This window comes from Streptomyces sp. NPDC047982 (assembly GCF_043204165.1).
In the GTDB taxonomy this organism is placed as follows: Bacteria; Actinomycetota; Actinomycetes; order Streptomycetales; family Streptomycetaceae; genus Streptomyces.
The window spans coordinates 45,759-61,795 of the sequence record NZ_JBIDBS010000007.1; the positions used below are offsets into that span (position 1 = coordinate 45,759).

The 16,037-nt window shown below is 71.9% G+C and carries 16 protein-coding genes, 1 tRNA gene and 1 pseudogene; 5 read left to right on the forward strand and 13 right to left on the reverse strand.

The window, feature by feature from the left end; genetic code table 11:
* Positions 1–185: 185 nt before the first annotated feature.
* From ACGF2V_RS10905 to ACGF2V_RS10920, 4 genes are all read right to left on the reverse strand, one after another.
* Entirely contained in the window at positions 186–818 is a 633-nt protein-coding gene (locus ACGF2V_RS10905; RefSeq protein WP_362710034.1) for an LUD domain-containing protein, read from the reverse strand.
* Complete coding sequence (locus ACGF2V_RS10910; protein ID WP_362625078.1) at positions 815–2,359, reverse strand: LutB/LldF family L-lactate oxidation iron-sulfur protein; 1,545 nt, start codon at positions 2,357–2,359, stop codon at positions 815–817. Before ACGF2V_RS10910 ends, ACGF2V_RS10905 begins: the two co-directional genes overlap by 4 nt.
* Positions 2,356–3,123 (reverse strand): (Fe-S)-binding protein, encoded by a 768-nt coding sequence (locus ACGF2V_RS10915; protein WP_362710080.1) that lies wholly within the window; start codon positions 3,121–3,123, stop codon positions 2,356–2,358. The genes ACGF2V_RS10910 and ACGF2V_RS10915 overlap by 4 nt, the downstream gene beginning before the upstream one ends.
* A 184-nt stretch (positions 3,124–3,307) precedes the next feature.
* Positions 3,308–4,042, reverse strand: coding sequence for an FCD domain-containing protein (locus ACGF2V_RS10920; RefSeq protein WP_362710032.1), 735 nt, complete (start codon positions 4,040–4,042; stop codon positions 3,308–3,310).
* Positions 4,043–4,286: 244 nt separating this feature from the next.
* Between ACGF2V_RS10920 and ACGF2V_RS10925 the strand changes: the two genes are divergently transcribed.
* Both ACGF2V_RS10925 and ACGF2V_RS10930 read left to right on the forward strand, forming a co-directional pair.
* Complete coding sequence (locus ACGF2V_RS10925) at positions 4,287–5,171, forward strand: DUF2510 domain-containing protein (protein WP_362710029.1); 885 nt, start codon at positions 4,287–4,289, stop codon at positions 5,169–5,171.
* Between the two features lie 156 nt (positions 5,172–5,327).
* Positions 5,328–5,633 (forward strand): hypothetical protein, encoded by a 306-nt coding sequence (locus ACGF2V_RS10930; protein WP_362710026.1) that lies wholly within the window; start codon positions 5,328–5,330, stop codon positions 5,631–5,633.
* Between the two features lie 16 nt (positions 5,634–5,649).
* Here ACGF2V_RS10930 and ACGF2V_RS10935 read toward each other — a convergent pair whose 3' ends face one another.
* The gene (locus ACGF2V_RS10935; protein WP_362625072.1) at positions 5,650–6,282 is read right to left on the reverse strand and encodes a class I SAM-dependent methyltransferase; all 633 of its coding nucleotides are present in this window, start codon (positions 6,280–6,282) and stop codon (positions 5,650–5,652) included.
* A gap of 447 nt (positions 6,283–6,729) precedes the next feature.
* Between ACGF2V_RS10935 and ACGF2V_RS10940 the strand changes: the two are divergent.
* Positions 6,730–7,482: pseudogene (locus ACGF2V_RS10940) on the forward strand (EF-Tu/IF-2/RF-3 family GTPase); the annotation flags it as partial.
* 101 nt (positions 7,483–7,583) lie between these two features.
* Here ACGF2V_RS10940 and ACGF2V_RS10945 read toward each other — a convergent pair.
* The 3 genes from ACGF2V_RS10945 to ACGF2V_RS10955 form a co-directional block, all read right to left on the reverse strand.
* Complete coding sequence (locus ACGF2V_RS10945; RefSeq protein WP_392911590.1) at positions 7,584–8,078, reverse strand: BTAD domain-containing putative transcriptional regulator; 495 nt, start codon at positions 8,076–8,078, stop codon at positions 7,584–7,586.
* Positions 7,970–8,380 (reverse strand): SH3 domain-containing protein, encoded by a 411-nt coding sequence (locus ACGF2V_RS10950; protein ID WP_362625069.1) that lies wholly within the window; start codon positions 8,378–8,380, stop codon positions 7,970–7,972. Before ACGF2V_RS10950 ends, ACGF2V_RS10945 begins: the two co-directional genes overlap by 109 nt.
* 496 nt (positions 8,381–8,876) lie before the next feature.
* Positions 8,877–8,950, reverse strand: a tRNA-Pro gene (locus ACGF2V_RS10955).
* A gap of 126 nt (positions 8,951–9,076) precedes the next feature.
* Between ACGF2V_RS10955 and ACGF2V_RS10960 the strand changes: the two genes are divergently transcribed.
* Both ACGF2V_RS10960 and ACGF2V_RS10965 read left to right on the forward strand, forming a co-directional pair.
* Positions 9,077–9,778 (forward strand): transketolase, encoded by a 702-nt coding sequence (locus ACGF2V_RS10960; RefSeq protein WP_362710021.1) that lies wholly within the window; start codon positions 9,077–9,079, stop codon positions 9,776–9,778.
* Between the two features lie 53 nt (positions 9,779–9,831).
* The gene (locus tag ACGF2V_RS10965) at positions 9,832–10,734 is read left to right on the forward strand and encodes a transketolase (RefSeq protein ID WP_362625067.1); all 903 of its coding nucleotides are present in this window, start codon (positions 9,832–9,834) and stop codon (positions 10,732–10,734) included.
* Positions 10,735–11,325: 591 nt separating this feature from the next.
* On the opposite strand, the gene ACGF2V_RS10970 is transcribed toward ACGF2V_RS10965, so the two are convergent.
* The 5 genes from ACGF2V_RS10970 to ACGF2V_RS10990 all read right to left on the reverse strand — a co-directional run bounded on the left by ACGF2V_RS10970 (position 11,326) and on the right by ACGF2V_RS10990 (position 15,783).
* Positions 11,326–11,913, reverse strand: coding sequence for a GAF domain-containing protein (locus ACGF2V_RS10970; RefSeq protein ID WP_362625066.1), 588 nt, complete (start codon positions 11,911–11,913; stop codon positions 11,326–11,328).
* Positions 11,910–12,545 carry an ATP/GTP-binding protein gene (locus ACGF2V_RS10975; protein WP_362625149.1) on the reverse strand — a complete coding sequence of 212 codons (636 nt, stop codon included), beginning with the start codon at positions 12,543–12,545 and terminating at the stop codon, positions 11,910–11,912. Before ACGF2V_RS10975 ends, ACGF2V_RS10970 begins: the two co-directional genes overlap by 4 nt.
* Before the next feature lie 391 nt (positions 12,546–12,936).
* Positions 12,937–13,308 carry a DUF742 domain-containing protein gene (locus ACGF2V_RS10980; RefSeq protein ID WP_362710018.1) on the reverse strand — a complete coding sequence of 124 codons (372 nt, stop codon included), beginning with the start codon at positions 13,306–13,308 and terminating at the stop codon, positions 12,937–12,939.
* Positions 13,309–13,310: 2 nt separating this feature from the next.
* Positions 13,311–13,745 carry a roadblock/LC7 domain-containing protein gene (locus tag ACGF2V_RS10985; RefSeq protein WP_362625064.1) on the reverse strand — a complete coding sequence of 145 codons (435 nt, stop codon included), beginning with the start codon at positions 13,743–13,745 and terminating at the stop codon, positions 13,311–13,313.
* 7 nt (positions 13,746–13,752) lie between these two features.
* Positions 13,753–15,783, reverse strand: coding sequence for an ATP-binding protein (locus ACGF2V_RS10990; protein WP_362710015.1), 2,031 nt, complete (start codon positions 15,781–15,783; stop codon positions 13,753–13,755).
* Between the last annotated feature and the right edge of the window lie 254 nt (positions 15,784–16,037).

Here is a 16,037-nt window from a genome sequence, read left to right on the forward strand (position 1 = left end):
GGCGTTGTGCGCGGGTGGGCAACCACACCGGGCCCGCGCGTCCGACCACCGCCATTCGAGGGACGTGATGGCCCTCCGGCGTCGGCCACCACAGTGGTGACCCCACCGAGCCCCGGGGAGGAACGGGCCTTCGGCCCTCCCCGCTACGGGCCCTCGCAGGGCCCCTACCGGCGGCTGTCCCGGCGCTACGCGTCGGTGCGGATCACCACCACCAGGGTGCGCGGGCCGTGCACGCCCTCCACACGTTCCAGTTCGATGTCCGACGTGGCGGACGGCCCACTGATCAGCGTCGTCGGTCGGTCCGGCACCAGCCGGGCCACCGCTTCGGGCACCCCCACCTCGACCGCCGACAGGTCGACGACGCACACATGCAGGTCGGGCACGAGGGAGAGCGCCCGCCTGCCCTGATCCGGCGATCCGTCCAGGAAGATCGTGCCCGTCTCGGCGCAGCCGACGGCCGACGCGGTGACGACGCCGTCCAGCGCGTCGAGGCAGGGGGCCGGAAGGTCGGCGGAGTCCACCCGGACCTCGCCGTCGTACGCGTCGAGCCACGAGGTGTCGAGTCCGGCCGGCACTCCGGTCCGGCGTGCGCCGTGTTCCCGCAGCGCCTCGGCGACGGTCGGAGCGGTCGCGTCGGCGGTGCAGGCGCGCACCTCGGCCTTGTAGTCGACGAGGCGGTCGGTGAAGAGGGCCAGGCGTTCGTCGTCGGGAAGGGTGCGCCCGGTGCGGTAGGCGCGGTGCACGGGGGCTTCCTGGACCGGGGCGAGGGTCAGGGCGTCCCTGATCCGGCCGAGCACGGTCTCGCGTGCGGTCGTCACTTCTTCTCCTCCCCCTTGCGCGGGTCGTCCGTGTGCGCGGCGGCGGCCGCGCGCATCGTCGCGGCCCCCTCGGCCGACGCCAGCCAGGCGCGGAAGGTCTGTTTCGGCGGTGCGGCGGTGTCACGGCCGGCGCTCCAGTTGTCGAACGGCGGCGGCAGACGCCTGATCCTGCCGTCCCGTCCGGCGAGGACGCGGCCGAGGGCGGCGCCCTTCTGCGCGGTCGTGTACAGCCCGGGCCGTCGCATGACCTCGGCGGCGGCCTTCATGGCCAGCTTCTCCGCCGTCGTCCCGGCGTGCTCGGTGTGCTGATGTCGCAGTTCGACCAGCAGCGACGGAATGTCGATCTTGACCGGACAGGCGTCGAAGCAGGCGCCGCAGAGGCTGGAGGCGTACGGCAGCGAGCCGTTGGGGTCGTCCTTGGCCGCGTCCATCCCGGCGAGCTGCGGGGTGAGGACCGCGCCGATCGGTCCGGGGTACGTCGATCCGTACGCGTGGCCGCCGGCCCGTTCGTACACCGGGCAGACGTTGAGACAGGCGGAGCAGCGGATGCAGTTGAGGGCCTCGCGCCCGATCCGGTCGGCGAGCGCCGCGGTGCGGCCGTTGTCGAGGAGGACCAGGTGGAACTCCTGCGGCCCGTCGCCCGGTGTCACCCCGGTCCACATCGAGGTGTACGGGTTCATCCGTTCCCCGGTGGAGGAGCGCGGCAGCAGTTGCAGGAACACCTCCAGGTCCTGGTAGCGCGGCAGCACCTTCTCGATGCCCATGACGGTGATGAGGGTGTCGGGCAGGGTCAGGCACATGCGGCCGTTCCCCTCGGACTCGACGACGCAGAGCGTTCCTGTCTCCGCGATGCCGAAGTTGGCGCCGGAGACCGCCACCTCGGTCGTCATGAACTTCTCGCGCAGATAGGCGCGGGCGGCGGCGGCGAGATGCGCGGGCACGTTGTCGAGACGCGGGTCGACACCGGGGATCTCCTTGAGGAAGATCTGCCGGATCTCGTCGCGGTTGCGGTGGATCGCGGGGACCAGGATGTGCGACGGCTTGTCGTGGGCGAGTTGGACGATCAGTTCGGCGAGGTCCGTCTCGTAGGCGGTGATGCCGGCGGATGCCAGGTGCTCGTTGAGCCCGATCTCCTGGGTGGCCATCGACTTGACCTTGATGACGTCCGTGCTGCCGGTCGCCTTGACGAGCCGGGTGACGATCTCGTTGGCCTCGACGCCGTCGCGCGCCCAGTGGACGGTGCCGCCGCGCTCGGTGACGTTGCGCTCCAGTTCCTCCAGGAGTTCGGGGAGCCGGTTCATGGTGTCGGTCTTGATCGCCGAGCCGGCGTCGCGCAGCGCCTCCCAGTCGGGAAGTTCACCGGTGACGTCGAGGCGTTTGGCGCGGATGGTGCGAGTGGCCCTGCCCAGATTGCGGCGCAGTTGTTCGTCGCGCAGTTCGTCGTGGGCCGCCTTCGGGAACGTCCGGTCGCCGCGCAGATGACCCGTTCCGTACGGGGAGCGGGGCGGGCGCGCGGGCATGCCCAGGAAGGTGCTGCTCATCGGGGGGCCTCCGTCGGGGCGTACGGCGAGGTGCGGGTGGCGGCGAGGATCTGCGCGAGGTGCAGGGTGCGGGTGCCCGACCTGATGCGGGAGAGACCGCCGCCGATGTGCATCAGGCAGGACGAGTCGCCGGCGGTGCAGACATCGGCCCCGGTGGCGGCGATGTTGCGCATCTTGTCCTGGAGCATCGCCGTCGACGTATCGGCGTTCTTGAGGGCGAACGTGCCCCCGAACCCGCAGCACGCGTCTGCTTCGGGGAGTTCGACGAGATCGATGGCGTCGACGGCACGAAGCAGCTTCAGCGGCTTCTCGCCGACCCGGAGCATGCGCAGGGAGTGGCAGGTGGGGTGGTACGTCACACGGTGCGGGAAGTAGGCGCCGACATCGGTGACGCCCAGGACGTCGACGAGGAGTTCGGACAACTCGTACGTCTTGTCCTTGACGATGGCGACCCCGGAGCGCAGCGCCGCGTCACCGTACCGTCGGGCGACCATCTCGTGCTGGTGACGGACCGTTCCGACGCACGAACCGGACGGCATGACGACCGCTTCGATCGACGCGTCGCCGAACTGCTCGGCGAAGTTCCGCACCAGCGGCACGGGTTCGCGCTGGTATCCGGTATTGACGTGCATCTGTCCGCAGCAGGTCTGCCCCGGAGGGAAGACCACGTCATGGCCCAGACGGGCGAGCAGGACCGCGGCCGATTTCACCGCCTCCGGGAAGAGCGTGTCTCCCAGACAGGTGGCGAAGAGTCCGATGCGCATGGTCTCTCCGATCGTTTCTCCCATTCTTTTATGGTCCGACCATACTAGCCTCCGTCCAGAACGCAAGGAGTGCGGCACACGTCGAGCGGACAGGGCACACCGAGCCGCGCCGCAATTTTGCATGCACCTGACAATCCTGAGGTGATTGATTGAGGCCCCCACCCCCACGCCGGGCGGACGGTCTTCACGCCCGCCCGGCGTCCTCCTCGACCAGCGTGCCGTGGAGGTTACGGATATGACGTTCCACCAGGTCCGCGGCGTCCGCGCCCCGGCCGGCGCGGACCAGCCCGAGCAATTCGGCGTGCTCCGCATTGAGCGCGGCGGCCGTGGTCGGCCAGTCCTCGGCGCGCTCCAGGGCCCGCAGGATCAGCGGTCGCACCGACTCGCGCACGGCGGAGGTGAGCGTGGACGTCAGCTCGTTGCCCGAACCACGGGCGATGTGTACATGGAACCGGGCGTCCAGGTCATTGAACTCGGCCACCCCGATCCCGGGCTCCCCCATGCGCGCGACCAGGGTCTCCGCCTCGTCGAGATCCTCCTGTGAGGCATGCCGCGCGGCCGCCTCGAAACTGGAGCGCTCCAGCGCGACACGCGCCTCCAGGACATCATGGAGCCCGTAGCTGCCGAGCGCGAAATGCAGACGCAACAGCCGCCCGAGGGCATCGTCCGGATTGCGCACGATCCGCGCCCCGGCGTCCGGCCCCCGGCCCGGCTGGGCGACCAGCACGCCAATGGTCTCCAGCACCCTCAGCGCCTCGCGCAACGCGGACCGGCTGACCCCGAGCACCGGTGCGAGCTCCCGCTCGGGGGGCAAGCGGTCACCCGCCTTGAGCTCACCGGCGAACACGCGCTGCTCGATGCTCTGAAGCACGAGTTCGTGTGTGCGCGACTGCCGTACGGGCTGCCACTCGACCGGCATCCGCCACCCCCTGCCCCGGCCGCATCACCCGGCCGCCATCACGTCATCCGCTCCCAACCCCACTATGTCACACATAACGTATGGTCGGACCAAAGAACGGAGTCGGTCGTCGAAGGCTCCGCGCCGCCCAGCCCCGCCCCGCCGCCGAACCGGGCGCCCCGGAAGTACCCCGATGGCGCCCGTCGCGCACATCCCAGACACCAGATTCATCCGATTCTCAGGCAGTCGCTCTACGGTGGGCCGCGTGACCCAGACGAGCCCGCCCGGCTGGCATCCCGACCCCGGGCATACAGGAATCGGTCCCCTTCACGAACGTTGGTGGGACGGCACCCGATGGACCGACCATCTGCGCGTGCCGCCCGCCACCATCCGGCGGCGCCGGACGCGTATCGGCATCGGCGTCACCGCCGGTGTGGTGGCGCTCGCAGCCGTCGGGGGCGGCCTCTTCCTCCTGGACGACTCCGACGTGTCCGCGCGGCGGGACGCGGCCACGGCGCCGCCCCCCGGCCCCGACGGTGCGCCCGGAGGGCGTGGCGGGGAGAACGGGGGCGGCGAGGACGGTGCGCCGGGGCGGGAACGCCCCGGGGTGGAGGACGGGTACGCCACGGACCTGCTCAGCGGCATCAGCCTTCCCGTACCGAAGGGCTGGACGGGACGGTCGGGGGTGTCGGGCGCCGGAGTGACCACGGGCGAGTACGCCTGCCCGGGCGATGTCTCCGAGCAGTGTGTGCGCGGCGGAGTGTTCTCCGCTCCGGCGAAGGCCCTGGAGCTCGACACGGCGACGGCGAAGGACACGGCCACGCGGGACGTCTCCGCCAACGCCGAGGAATCGTACGGCGAGAAGATCTACGGCGGCATCACCTCGCACGAGGAACTGAAGTCCGGGCCGGTCACGGTCGCGGGCCGACAGGGCTACCTGGTGCGCTGGAAGGTGGTGACGAAGAACGGCGACGACGGGTACGTGCAGTCGCTGGCCTTCCCGTCCCCCCGCGACGAGGCCATGATGATCGTCGTCCGTTCCGGATTCGACATCGACCCGAAGGCGCCCGCGCTCTCCGTCATGGACGACATCACCAAGGGCATCAAAGCGGCCTCCACGGCGGGCTCCGGCCCGGGCACCACCACGTAGCCCCCGGGGCCCGCCGGACACGAGCCGTCCGGCGGGCCCCGGTGTGTCCGGGTCCGCGCAGGAGAGGCGGTCGGACCGGCGTCTGAGTACGAGAGGCGGTCGGGCTGAGTACGCGGTCCGATCCGCCGTCCTCGCACGGCTGGTCGAATGACGGCCATGGTTCCCGACGCACCGCACCGCCCCCGCCTCCAGCACGTGACCACCGCCGGTACGGCCCTGGCCGTGACCCTGGGCCCGCTGGTCATCGGCGTGCTCCTGGCGAAGGCCATGGCCGCGGACCCCATGACACCGGTCAACGCTCTGGTCACCAGGGGCGGACAGCCCGTCCCCCTGTCGCCCGCGCAGTGGCGCGGGTGCGGTGCCCGGGCGCTGCGCGGGTGGCGGGACCCGCTGAGGCACCGCAGGCACCCGGCCGCCCTCCTCCGGCGACGGGCGGGGGAACGGCTCGCGCGCAAGCGCTGAGGGCCACCGGGCCCGCTCAGTCCCGACGGCAGAGCAGGAACAGTTCCGGTTCCGGAACGGCCGCCCCGTGCGCCGGGGTGAACAGGTCGCTGCGCTCCCACAGGACCGAGAACCCGGCCGCCGTCACCGTCTCGGTGAACGACGCGGCGTCGAAGCTGGACACCCGCATCTCCTGGCCCATGAAGACCACGGGGGCGTCCTCGACGTCCAGTGGCACCGTCGCGACGGCCAGCACGCCACCCGGCGCCAGGAGCCGTCCGAACTTCCGCAATGCCTTCGCCTGATCGTCCCGGGGCATCTGGAGCAACGAGAAGTAGGCGCAGACCGCGTCGAACCCGCCCTCCTCCAGAGAGAGGTCGCGAATGTCGGCGCAGACGAACGAGGCGGCCGGCACGTGACGGCCCGCCAGTTCCACCATGACCGGGGAGACGTCGACCCCCAGTACGGTGTGACCGGCCTCAGCCAGGGTCCACGCGGTCGGCCTGCCCGTACCGCTGCCGACGTCCAGGACCCGCCCGTGCGGCGGGAGTTCCTCCAGCAGACGCCGGAGCGAGGCATGACGGGCGGGCGAGCCGGCGAACGCGCGCTCGTACTCCTCTCCCAGCGCGTCGAACACTGCGGCGGCCGACCGGCCGTGGTCGTCGTCCATCGTTGCGGTCCTTCCGTTGCTCCGGCGGCTCTTCGTGACCGGCTCATCATTCCCGATTCCCGAACCGCCTCGGCGCGCCCGCTCATGACGCCGTGTCACCGGGCATGGCGCGCCGCCCGCCGCTCCTCGCCGGGCGGACACAACCGGTTCCGTGCCGACGCGGGGCTTCACTGCGCTCGCCACCGGTCACGCGCCGTGGACGACGCCCCGGCGCGAACCGTGACAGAACGAGGGGAGGCCGGCCATGCGTCACCGCATCGTCGTCGTCCCCGGTTCACGGTACGAGGTGATCCTGGTGTCCTCGTGCTGCCGGTGCCCACTGCGCGGTCGGCACCGGACGCCCGTGACGAGCAACCGACCCCCGCCCGAGGCACGTCCCCTCCGGGCGACCGCGCGGCGCCACGCCGCGCCGCGCGGGGGCTGCGCCCGGCCCCGGCACGGGCCGGATCCGGCGCCGACCTCGACACGGCGGTCACCTCGGTACGCGAGCGACTGGGCACGGTGCCCCTGGTCACGCAGATGCCGATCGGCGCGGAGGACGGATTCACCGGAGTGGTCGACCTGCCCCGCATGCGGTCGCTGCTCTGGGACAAGGACCGCGGCGGGTACCAGGAGGGGCCGGTTCCCGGCCCCCTGCGGGAGGAGGCGCACCGGCGCCGTCGGCTGCTGGAGGAGGCCGTCGCGGAGCTCCACCCGGTGGCGCTGGAGGAGTTCCGCGCTCGCTCGACGGTGTACGAGCCGACGCCGGCCGCCGCGCTGCGCGAGCTGACCCGCACCGGCGAGGGTGTCGTGGTGCTGTGCGGTTCGGCCTACCGCGATCGCGGGATCGAACCGTTGCTGGACGCCGTCGTGGCCTACCTGCCCTCGCCGCCGGACGTGCCTCCGGTACGCGGCACCCTCGACGGCACGGTGCGGGAGCGGCCCGCCGACCCGGCGGCACCGTTCGCCGCGCTGGCCTTCGAGGTGAACTCGACGGCCACGGGGCGGCTCACCTGTCTGCGGATGTATTCGGGCCCGGTCCGGAAGGGAGACACGGTGCTGGACACGAGCGCGGGACGGAGCGAGCGCGTCGGCCGCACCCCGCGGATCCACGCAGGCCGCCACTCGGACGTGGACCGGGCCGTGGCCGCGGACATCGTCGCGGCGATCGAGCTGAAGGGGACCCGCGCCGGCGCGACGCTGTGGGCGCCGGATGACCCACCGTCACACCCGGACAGGCGGGCCGGGCGCGGTCCCGTCCGAGCGCGGGCGGGACCGCACTCCCCGTACGGCTGAGGGGTCGGCGGGCTCCGGCAGATCGATCAGGTCCTCGGTGGACACGTCGACGGCCAGGAACCCCGCCGGCCGGTCCGAGAACATCCTGCGGGACGGCCGGCTGACCAGGAGTCGCCCCGGCTCCGGATCGGCAGGGCCGCGGCGCCGACCGCCCCGGTCGGAATCCGCGGCGAGGACTGCTCGTGAAGCCGCCGCGGTTGCGCACCAGCGTCGGCCCCGGGCTCGACGGCGAGCCGCCGGGCACGCTCGTACCCGTCCAGTGCCTCCGCCTGCCGCCCGCACGGGTAAAGCGCCGGCATCAATTGCCCCACCACTCGCCGTCGAGTGGCAGGGCGGTCGCCCGGGCGAGCGGCTCGCTCACCAGTCGGCCCTGCTGCGTCAGACGCAACCGGACGTCGAGTGGCCGTGGCGCTCAGCCCATGGCGTCGGCGGCCTTCGGGCTGTATGTGAGCGGGGTTTGGTAGACATCCTTGCAGTAGGGGACGAACCCGGTCGGGACTGCATACTTGGCCGAGATCCATACCGGCTTGCCACGCAGCAGGAACCAGACGTCGTTGCCGGCGATGTTCTGCGCACGGACCTTGCAGCGCAGGCCCACCCGATCGTAGTAATCGAGGGTGCCCACCACTGACGAGTCGGTGCTGGGGTACTGCCGCTCGTTCAGCCCATTCTGGCTGGTCACCGTGGCATAGGACTTCACGGGAACAGACGTCTGAGCGGGAGCCGCAACGGCGAGCGGCGCAGCACCCAGCACGACGGCTGCTGCGGCAGCGCCCGAGCCCGCGGCGATGCGACGAGCGCCCCCGTCCAAGATTTTCAACATGAAGTTCCTCTCTCTCAGGTCCTGACACCGGATGACATCTGATCACTCCGCGGGCCGTACTCCCCGCGCCCCGCGCTCCGACCGCGGTTCGATCATCCGAAATGACGCACGGCATCCCCCACTTGCGTCATGGGCTCCGCGGTGAACGCATCAACATGCGCCTCGTACGCAAGGGAACCGCTTCCGGCGAACGACTTGGTCGGCGGAGATGAACCGTCGAGGGCACGATGTGCACCACGAGGCGGACTCCTCGCCCCGTGCGCGCCGGCCCCGCCCGACCGGGAAACGCTCAGACAACCGGCCGGGCACACGATCACGGCCGCCCGGCACAGCCCTCTCCGCCCCTCGGCGTGCTGCGCGCCACGCGCTCCCCACCGAGCCCGAACGTGGTCGTCCACTGACGCGGTCGAGCGCGTCGGTCCCCAACTGGCCCCAAAACGATCAAAAGGCTGTTTCGGATCATTCCGAAACAGCCTCTGACCTGCGACTTCGCAAGTCGGGACGACAGGATTTGAACCTGCGACCCCTTGACCCCCAGTCAAGTGCGCTACCAAGCTGCGCCACGTCCCGTTACCCGCCTGACCTGGGTTTTCCCCTGGCCGAACGCGCATGAGAACAATACCGCACTCGGAAGGGTGGTCACGAACACCTTTCCCGTCTTGACCTCAATCGAACGTGATGTTCAAGGCTGGAGGCATGACGAGGACCACTGTCACGACGACCGGCCACTACGACGACATGAACCGGCTGATGAGCCTGATGACGGGGGACGAGAAGCACGGCTCCGCCGCGACCTCCACACTGGACGTGCTCTGGGTGCTGTACGACAGGGTGCTGCGGGTGACGCCCCGCACCCTCGACGCGCCCGACCGCGACCGGTTCCTGCTGTCCAAGGGGCACGGGCCGATGGCGCACTACGCGGTTCTGGCCGCGCACGGCTTCTTCGGCGAGGAGCTGCTGCCCGGGTTCGGGACGTACGACTCGCCGCTCGGGCACCACCCGGACCGGACGCTGGTGCCGGGGGTGGAGATCGGCAGCGGATCACTGGGGCACGGGCTGCCACTGGCCGTGGGCAGCGTGCTGGGCCTGCGGGCACAGGGGCTGTCCGACCCCCGGGTGTGGGTGCTGGTCGGGGACGCCGAGCTGGACGAGGGCAGCAATCACGAGGCGATCGCGTACGCGGGCCCGGCCGGGCTGGAGCAGTTGCACACCGTGGTGATCGACAACGCGTCGGCATCGCACGCGCGGCCGGGCGGGATCGCCGCCCGCTTCGAGGCGGCCGGCTGGTCGGTCGCGTCCGTCGACGGGCGCGACCACGAGGCGTTGTACGAGGCGTTCACCGCCCCGCACCCGGGACGGCCGCGCGCGGTGGTCGCGCACGTCGCCCCCAAGAGCTGACCGGACGCGCGGAACCGACGGGGCCGCCACGAAACGAAAGAAGGACTTTTCACATGGACACGATGCGTGACCGGTTCATCTCGACCGTGTCGCAGATGCTGGACGAGGACCCCCGTCTCGCGCTCGTACTGGCGGAGATCAGCCGGGACGGCTTCGAACCGGCCGAGCGTGCCCATCCGGACCGGGTCGTCAATGTGGGGATCAGGGAGCAGCTGCTGGTCGGGGCCGGGGCCGGGATGGCGCTCACCGGCCTGCGGCCGATCGTGCACACCTTCGCCAGTTTTCTGGTGGAGCGCCCGTTCGAGCAGGTCAAACTCGACTTCGGCCATCAGGGGGTGGGCGGGGTCCTGGTGAGTGCCGGGGCCTCGTACGACTGGCCGGCCGGTGGTTTCACCCATATGGCGCCGGGCGATGTCGCCCTCATGGACACCCTCGACGGCTGGACGATTCACGTCCCGGGCCACCCGGACGAGGCGGAGGCACTGCTTCGGCAGTCGGCGGCCGGGGACGACCGGGTGTACGTACGGCTGTCGCTCCAGTCGAACGGGCGCCCGCGGCCGGTCGGCACGGGGGGCGGGTTCGCCGCGGTGCGGGAGGGCGGGGGCGGGGTCGTGATCGCGGTCGGGCCGATGCTCGACAACGTGCTCGCGGCGACGGACGGTCTCGATGTGACCGTGCTGTACGCGACGACGGTCCGCCCGTTCGACGGGGCCGCTCTGAGGCGGGCGGTCGGTGCCGGCCAGGCCGCCGATGTCGTGGTCGTCGAGCCGTACCTGGCGGGGTCGTCCACGGCCGCCGCCAACGACGCGCTCGCCGACGTGCCGCACCGGGTGCTGGGGCTCGGGGTCGGACGGGCCGAGCTGCGTACGTACGGGGAGATGGACGAGCACCTGGCCGCGCACGGTCTCGACGCGCGGGGGCTGCGGGCGCGGATCGGCGCCTTCCTGGGCCGGTGACAGGGCCGGAGCGGTCGTCCCGGTCCAGAGGCGACCGCTCCCCCGGCGGCGGGGCCAGCCTCGCACCGCCGCCCGCGAGCCGGGGCCCGGGGACATGCGCCCGGGGGGCACGATCAGGGCCCGCGCCAAACTCGGAGACCTCGCCGACAGCCACGCCCCCGCGGGGGACACGATCATCCGACGCGTCCTGCTCGGCGGTGTACGGCCACGGCACCGCCGGGGCGGCCTCGCCCGAAGGATGTCGAGTGCGCGCGCTCGCCCGCGGTCTGCTCCCCCGCGGAGTGCGTTGCCCTCCCCCGTCACGGACCGTTCGGCGCCGCTGCACCACAGCAGCGAGTGGTCCAGGGTGAGGGTCAGCCGCCCGGTGTGCACATGACCGTGTGCGTCGGTGCGCAGGCCCGGGACGCAGGATGGCCGCAGGACGACGTGAGGAGGGGCGCACCGGCCTGCGTACCGACCGGGCGCCAGGGCCTCGCTCGGACGGGCCTGCGCCGTCGGGTCCTGGCGGCTGCCGCCCAGTTCCCAGGCGACTTGGCCTTCCGCCCCGCGGCCTGACGTGTGCGTCCGCGCGTCGCAGGGTCGCCGGAGCGGTCAGATTCCGGTGCTGATGCCCTCCCGCTGGTCGATGTGGCCGACGAGTTCCCGGGCCAGGGACTTGATCGTGTCGAGCCCCGCCCTGCCCCAGGAGCGGGGCACCGTGTCGACCGCGCAGACGGCTCCCAGGGCGATGCCCGTCCGGTCGATCAGCGGGGCGCCGAGGTAGGAACGGATGCCTATGTCGTCGACGACCGGGTTTCCGGCGAAGCGCGGATAGTCGCACACGTCCTCCAGCACGAGCGCCTTGCGCCGCACGACGACGTGCGGGCAGTAGCCGCGGTCCAGCGCCACGTACCGGCCGGCCCGGCTGCTGCCCGCCGCGACGGCACCCAGGTCGGACCCCTTGCAGGTGCCGGTCGGCGTGTGCAGCCCGGCGAAGAACTGCTGGTTGCCGTCGATGAAGTTGACCATCGAGTAGGGAACGTCGGTGACTTCGGCCACCCGGTCGGCGAAGGCGTCGAAGTTGTCGAACGAGGCGTCGGCGCGTTCCCCCAGTCCCAGGGTCCGCAGCCGATGGGTACGGACGACGGCGTCGCGGTCCACGGGCGTGAGCAGCAGCCGGTCGGCGGCGGGCCGCGTCACGCGCGGGCTCCGAAGACGGCCTGCGGAGCCGGGGCGGAGGCGGCGTCGATGAGGTGCTGGAGCAGGGTGACCAAAGTCCCCGTGCCGGAGCTGGCGATGCGCGCGTCGCACAGCACGACTGGTACGTCGGGGCCCAGGTCGAGCGCGGCCCGTACCTCCTCGGGGGCGTACCGATGGGCGCCCTCGAACTCGTTCACCGCGACGACGAAGCCGATGCCGCGGCGTTCGAAGAAGTCGACGGCGGCGAAGCACTCGGCGAGCCGTCGGGTGTCCGCGAGCACCACCGCTCCCAGCGCGCCCTGGGAGAGCTCGTCCCACATGAACCAGAAGCGCTCCTGTCCAGGGGTGCCGAACAGGTAGAGCACGTGCTGCTCGTCGAGCGTGATGCGGCCGAAGTCCATGGCCACGGTGGTGGACGTCTTGGACTCGATGCCGTCGAGGTTGTCCGTCGTGGCACCGGCCTGGGTCAGCAGTTCCTCCGTGCTCAGCGGCGCGATCTCGCTGACCGCGCCGACGAACGTCGTCTTGCCGACCCCGAAGCCGCCTGCCACCAGCACCTTCAGCGCGAGGGGAAACCCCTCGGCGGGGGGCCCTGCGGCGTGGGTGGCGCCGACGGAGCCGGGGGCACCGATGGAGGCCGCGGACGTGCCGACGTCCCGGCCCTGGTCATGGGTGCCGTTCGGGGCGTGTCCCGCGCCGGCCCCGTAAGGTCCCGCGCATTCGTACGAGCCGCCGGATTCATGGCCCCCGCCGAAGACGGGGTCCCCACCGAAGCCGGAATCTCCACCGGAACCGTGACCCGGCCCGGGCCAGCCGTATCCCTCCGGACGGCCGGAATCCACCGGTCCTCCGGCGGGCGCGTGGAATCCGTGGACCGTCCCATGGCCTGCGAGGTCCCCGTGGGCTCCGGGACCTTCGTACGCTCCCATGCCTTCGGGGCGCCGGTGGCTTCCGTACCCCTCGGGGAGCCCATAGCCCTCCGGGCCCGCGCTGTTCTCGTAAGCGGCGGAGCTGCCGAAGCCGTCAGAGCTGTCGTCGTAAGCCATCGAGCACTGCCTCCAGCAGGGATCGGTCGGTGGGCGTGTCATGGAAGGCGGGCGGGTACGCGGTGACTGCCCCGCAGTCCACCAGGTCGGAGACGAGCACTTTGGTGACGACCGCGGGCAACCGCAGATGTGCGGCGATCTCGGCCACCGACGTGGGGCCGCCGCACAGCCCCAGCGCGACACAGTGCTCGGGACCGAGAGGAGCCTGTGGTACGGCTCCCGTCGCCCTCACCAGGGAGAGCAGATCGAGCACGGTGGTCGGACGGGTCCTGCCGTTGCTCACGGTGTACGGCCGGATGAGCCGCCCGGCCGCGTCGTCGAGCAACGGCCCGTCCTGCGGAACCGACACGCTCACAGCCCCGGGGCCCCCGGTGCCGCGGCTGTCTGTCTGGCCGGGGTCATCAGATACGGACGGACGCTCTTGACCAGCATGGTCATTTCGTAGCCCAGCACCGCGGCGTCCGCCTCGCGTCCGGCGAGAACGGCGAGGCAGGTGCCCGACCCGGCGGTGGAGACGAACAACAGGGTCGCGTCCAGCTCGACCACGACCTGACGCACGTCGCCGTTGTCACCGAAGCGCGCACCGGCGCTGCGGCCGAGCGAGTACAGTCCCGCGGCCAGCGCGGCCATGTGATCGGCGCTGTCCGCATCCATGCCGTGGAGGGACTTCACCAGTCCGTCGGCGGACAGGAGGACCGCGCTGCGGGTGTACGGCACACGCTGCACCAGTCCGCTCAACAACCAGTCGAGGTCCGAGACCTGACCGGATGGCATATCGGTCGCCATGGCGCATCTACTCCTTGAGGGGGTTCGCTTCGAAGTGGTCGTCGACGGGCGCGAGTGCCGGGGCAGGGGCCGGTGCGGGGCCCGCGTCCTGGCCCGGGGCGTGATGCCGCGGGGCGAAGGGCGCAGTCCGCCCACGGACCGGCAGCGGCTGCGGCGAGGGCCGGGGCTGCCTCGCCGGTTCCGGGCCCCGGCTCGTGCCCGCGCCCCGGCCGTCGGTGTCGGCCTCGGACTCGCTACGGGCCTCGGCCAGGTCGATGCCGCGCCGGAAGGCCGCCATGAGACCCGGGTCGTGCAGGGCGTGCCCGTCCACGGTGCGCGCGGCCGGGGGGTTCCTGAGCTGAGGAGCCAGGTGTTCCTGGGTGGTGCGCCTGGGGAGTTGGGGCCGGTCCACGGCGTCGCGCTCGGGTTGCCCCCCGTCGGGCGCCGGTGGGCCGCCGCCCGTGTGCCGGGTTCCGCGAGGCGACCTGGCCGGGGCCGGGTCGCCGGGTCGCTCGCCGGGCGCGGACGGCCCCGTCGGTTGTCCGGGGACGTACGGCTGCCGCCGGGGGCCCGGCCGCGAGCGCGCGGCGGATCCGGTGTCCGGGGCCGGTGCCGGGCCGGGGTGCGGGGCCGGGATGGGGTGCGGGATCGGGGCCGGGGGCGCGACGGCGTTCGGGCCGGGGCCCAGGTTCGGGCCGAGATTGGCGTTCGGGCCGGGGTTCGGATTCGGGCGGGGGTGAACTCCTGTGCCGTGCTGGGCCGTTGTGCGGTGCGCGGGCCCGGGTTGTGGCCCGGGTGCCGCGTCCCTCCCGTCCGGGGCACCCTCGTCCACGCCCAACAGGGTCTGGGGAAGGACGAGTACGGCCTGCGTGCCTCCGTAAATGTTGCTCTGCAGCCGTACCGCGATGCCGTGCCGACGAGCCAGGGACGCGACGACGAACAAGCCGATCCGGCCGTCCTGCAGGAGATGGGCCACATTGATCTGATCGGGGTCGGTGAGCAGGGCGTTCATACGCCTCTGCTCGTTGCCCGGCATGCCCAGACCCCGGTCCTCGACCTCCAGCGCCAGTCCGGCGGTCACCTGCTGGGCACGCAGCAGCACTTGCGTGTGCGGGGCGGAGAAGACCGTGGCGTTCTCGACCAGTTCGGCCAGCAGGTGGATCACATCGGCCACGGCGTGCCCGCGCAGGGTGCCGTCGATCGGCGGCACCAGCTTGACCCTCGGGTACTGCTCGACCTCGGCGATGGCCGAGCGCAGCACCTCGGTCATGGCGACCGGGCTGCTCCACTGCCGCCGCGATACGGCACCACCGAGAACGGCGAGGTTCTCCGCGTGCCTGCGGATGCGGGTGGCGAGGTGGTCCACGTGGAAGAGGCCCTTGAGCAGATCGGGGTCCTCGACCTGGTGCTCCAGCTCGTCGAGCAGCTGGATCTCGCGGTGCACGAGCGACTGAAGCCTGCGGGCGAGATTGACGAACACCTCGACCTTCTGTTCCTCGCCGGTGTGGTCCGCGAGCCGGGACGCCTCCACCACGGCGGCGACGGCGACCTCCTGCTGACGGCCGATCTCCTGCGCGAGGAGCTCGAAGGCGTCGCTGCCGGGGCCCGCGGGCTGCGCGCGCCTCCGTACGGGGAGGGTCTCGCCGTTGCGGAGGAGTTCCATCATCCGTTGCAGTTCGGTCTGGCCCTGCGCGCTGAAGCGGCGCAGAGCCAGGCAGCGGCCGAAGACGATGGTGACGACCCGGTTGGCGGCGAGGCAGGCGGCCAGTACGGCGGCGAGGGCCATCGCGCCGGCCCCGCCCAGCGCGATCCACAACGAGGTGGACGGCCGGACACCGGTCGAGCGGATGGTGCAGATGACCGCCGCGGCTCCGCTCAGCACCGCGACGACGGTCGGCAGCACCGCGGTTCGCAGCATCTGGGGGCGTATGCGCGCCTCGGGGGTCGCCTGGGCGGTGCGTGCCCTCGTGGAGGCCGCGTGGGAGCGGCCACCCGGTCGGCCGTGCCGTCCGCTCTCGCGGCGTTCCGGTCGCGCCTCGGGTGCGCGAAGTTGAGACATCAGTGTCCTCGGTACGTGGGGCACCAGGAATCGGCGTCCATGCGTGGCCCCCTACGGTGCTCGGTCGGGCTCGGTTCAGCGGTCGGGCGGGCTCACCGATGGAAGCCCACCGTTGCCTACCGGACACACACGGTAGTTGCCCTTCGCGTACGTGCGACGGGCAGTTGTCGAACTTGCCCGCCATCCGTCCCGCCCTGGTATGACACCTCGCACGCAATACCGATTACTCCGCCGGGAACCTCCGGTCGGCTGAC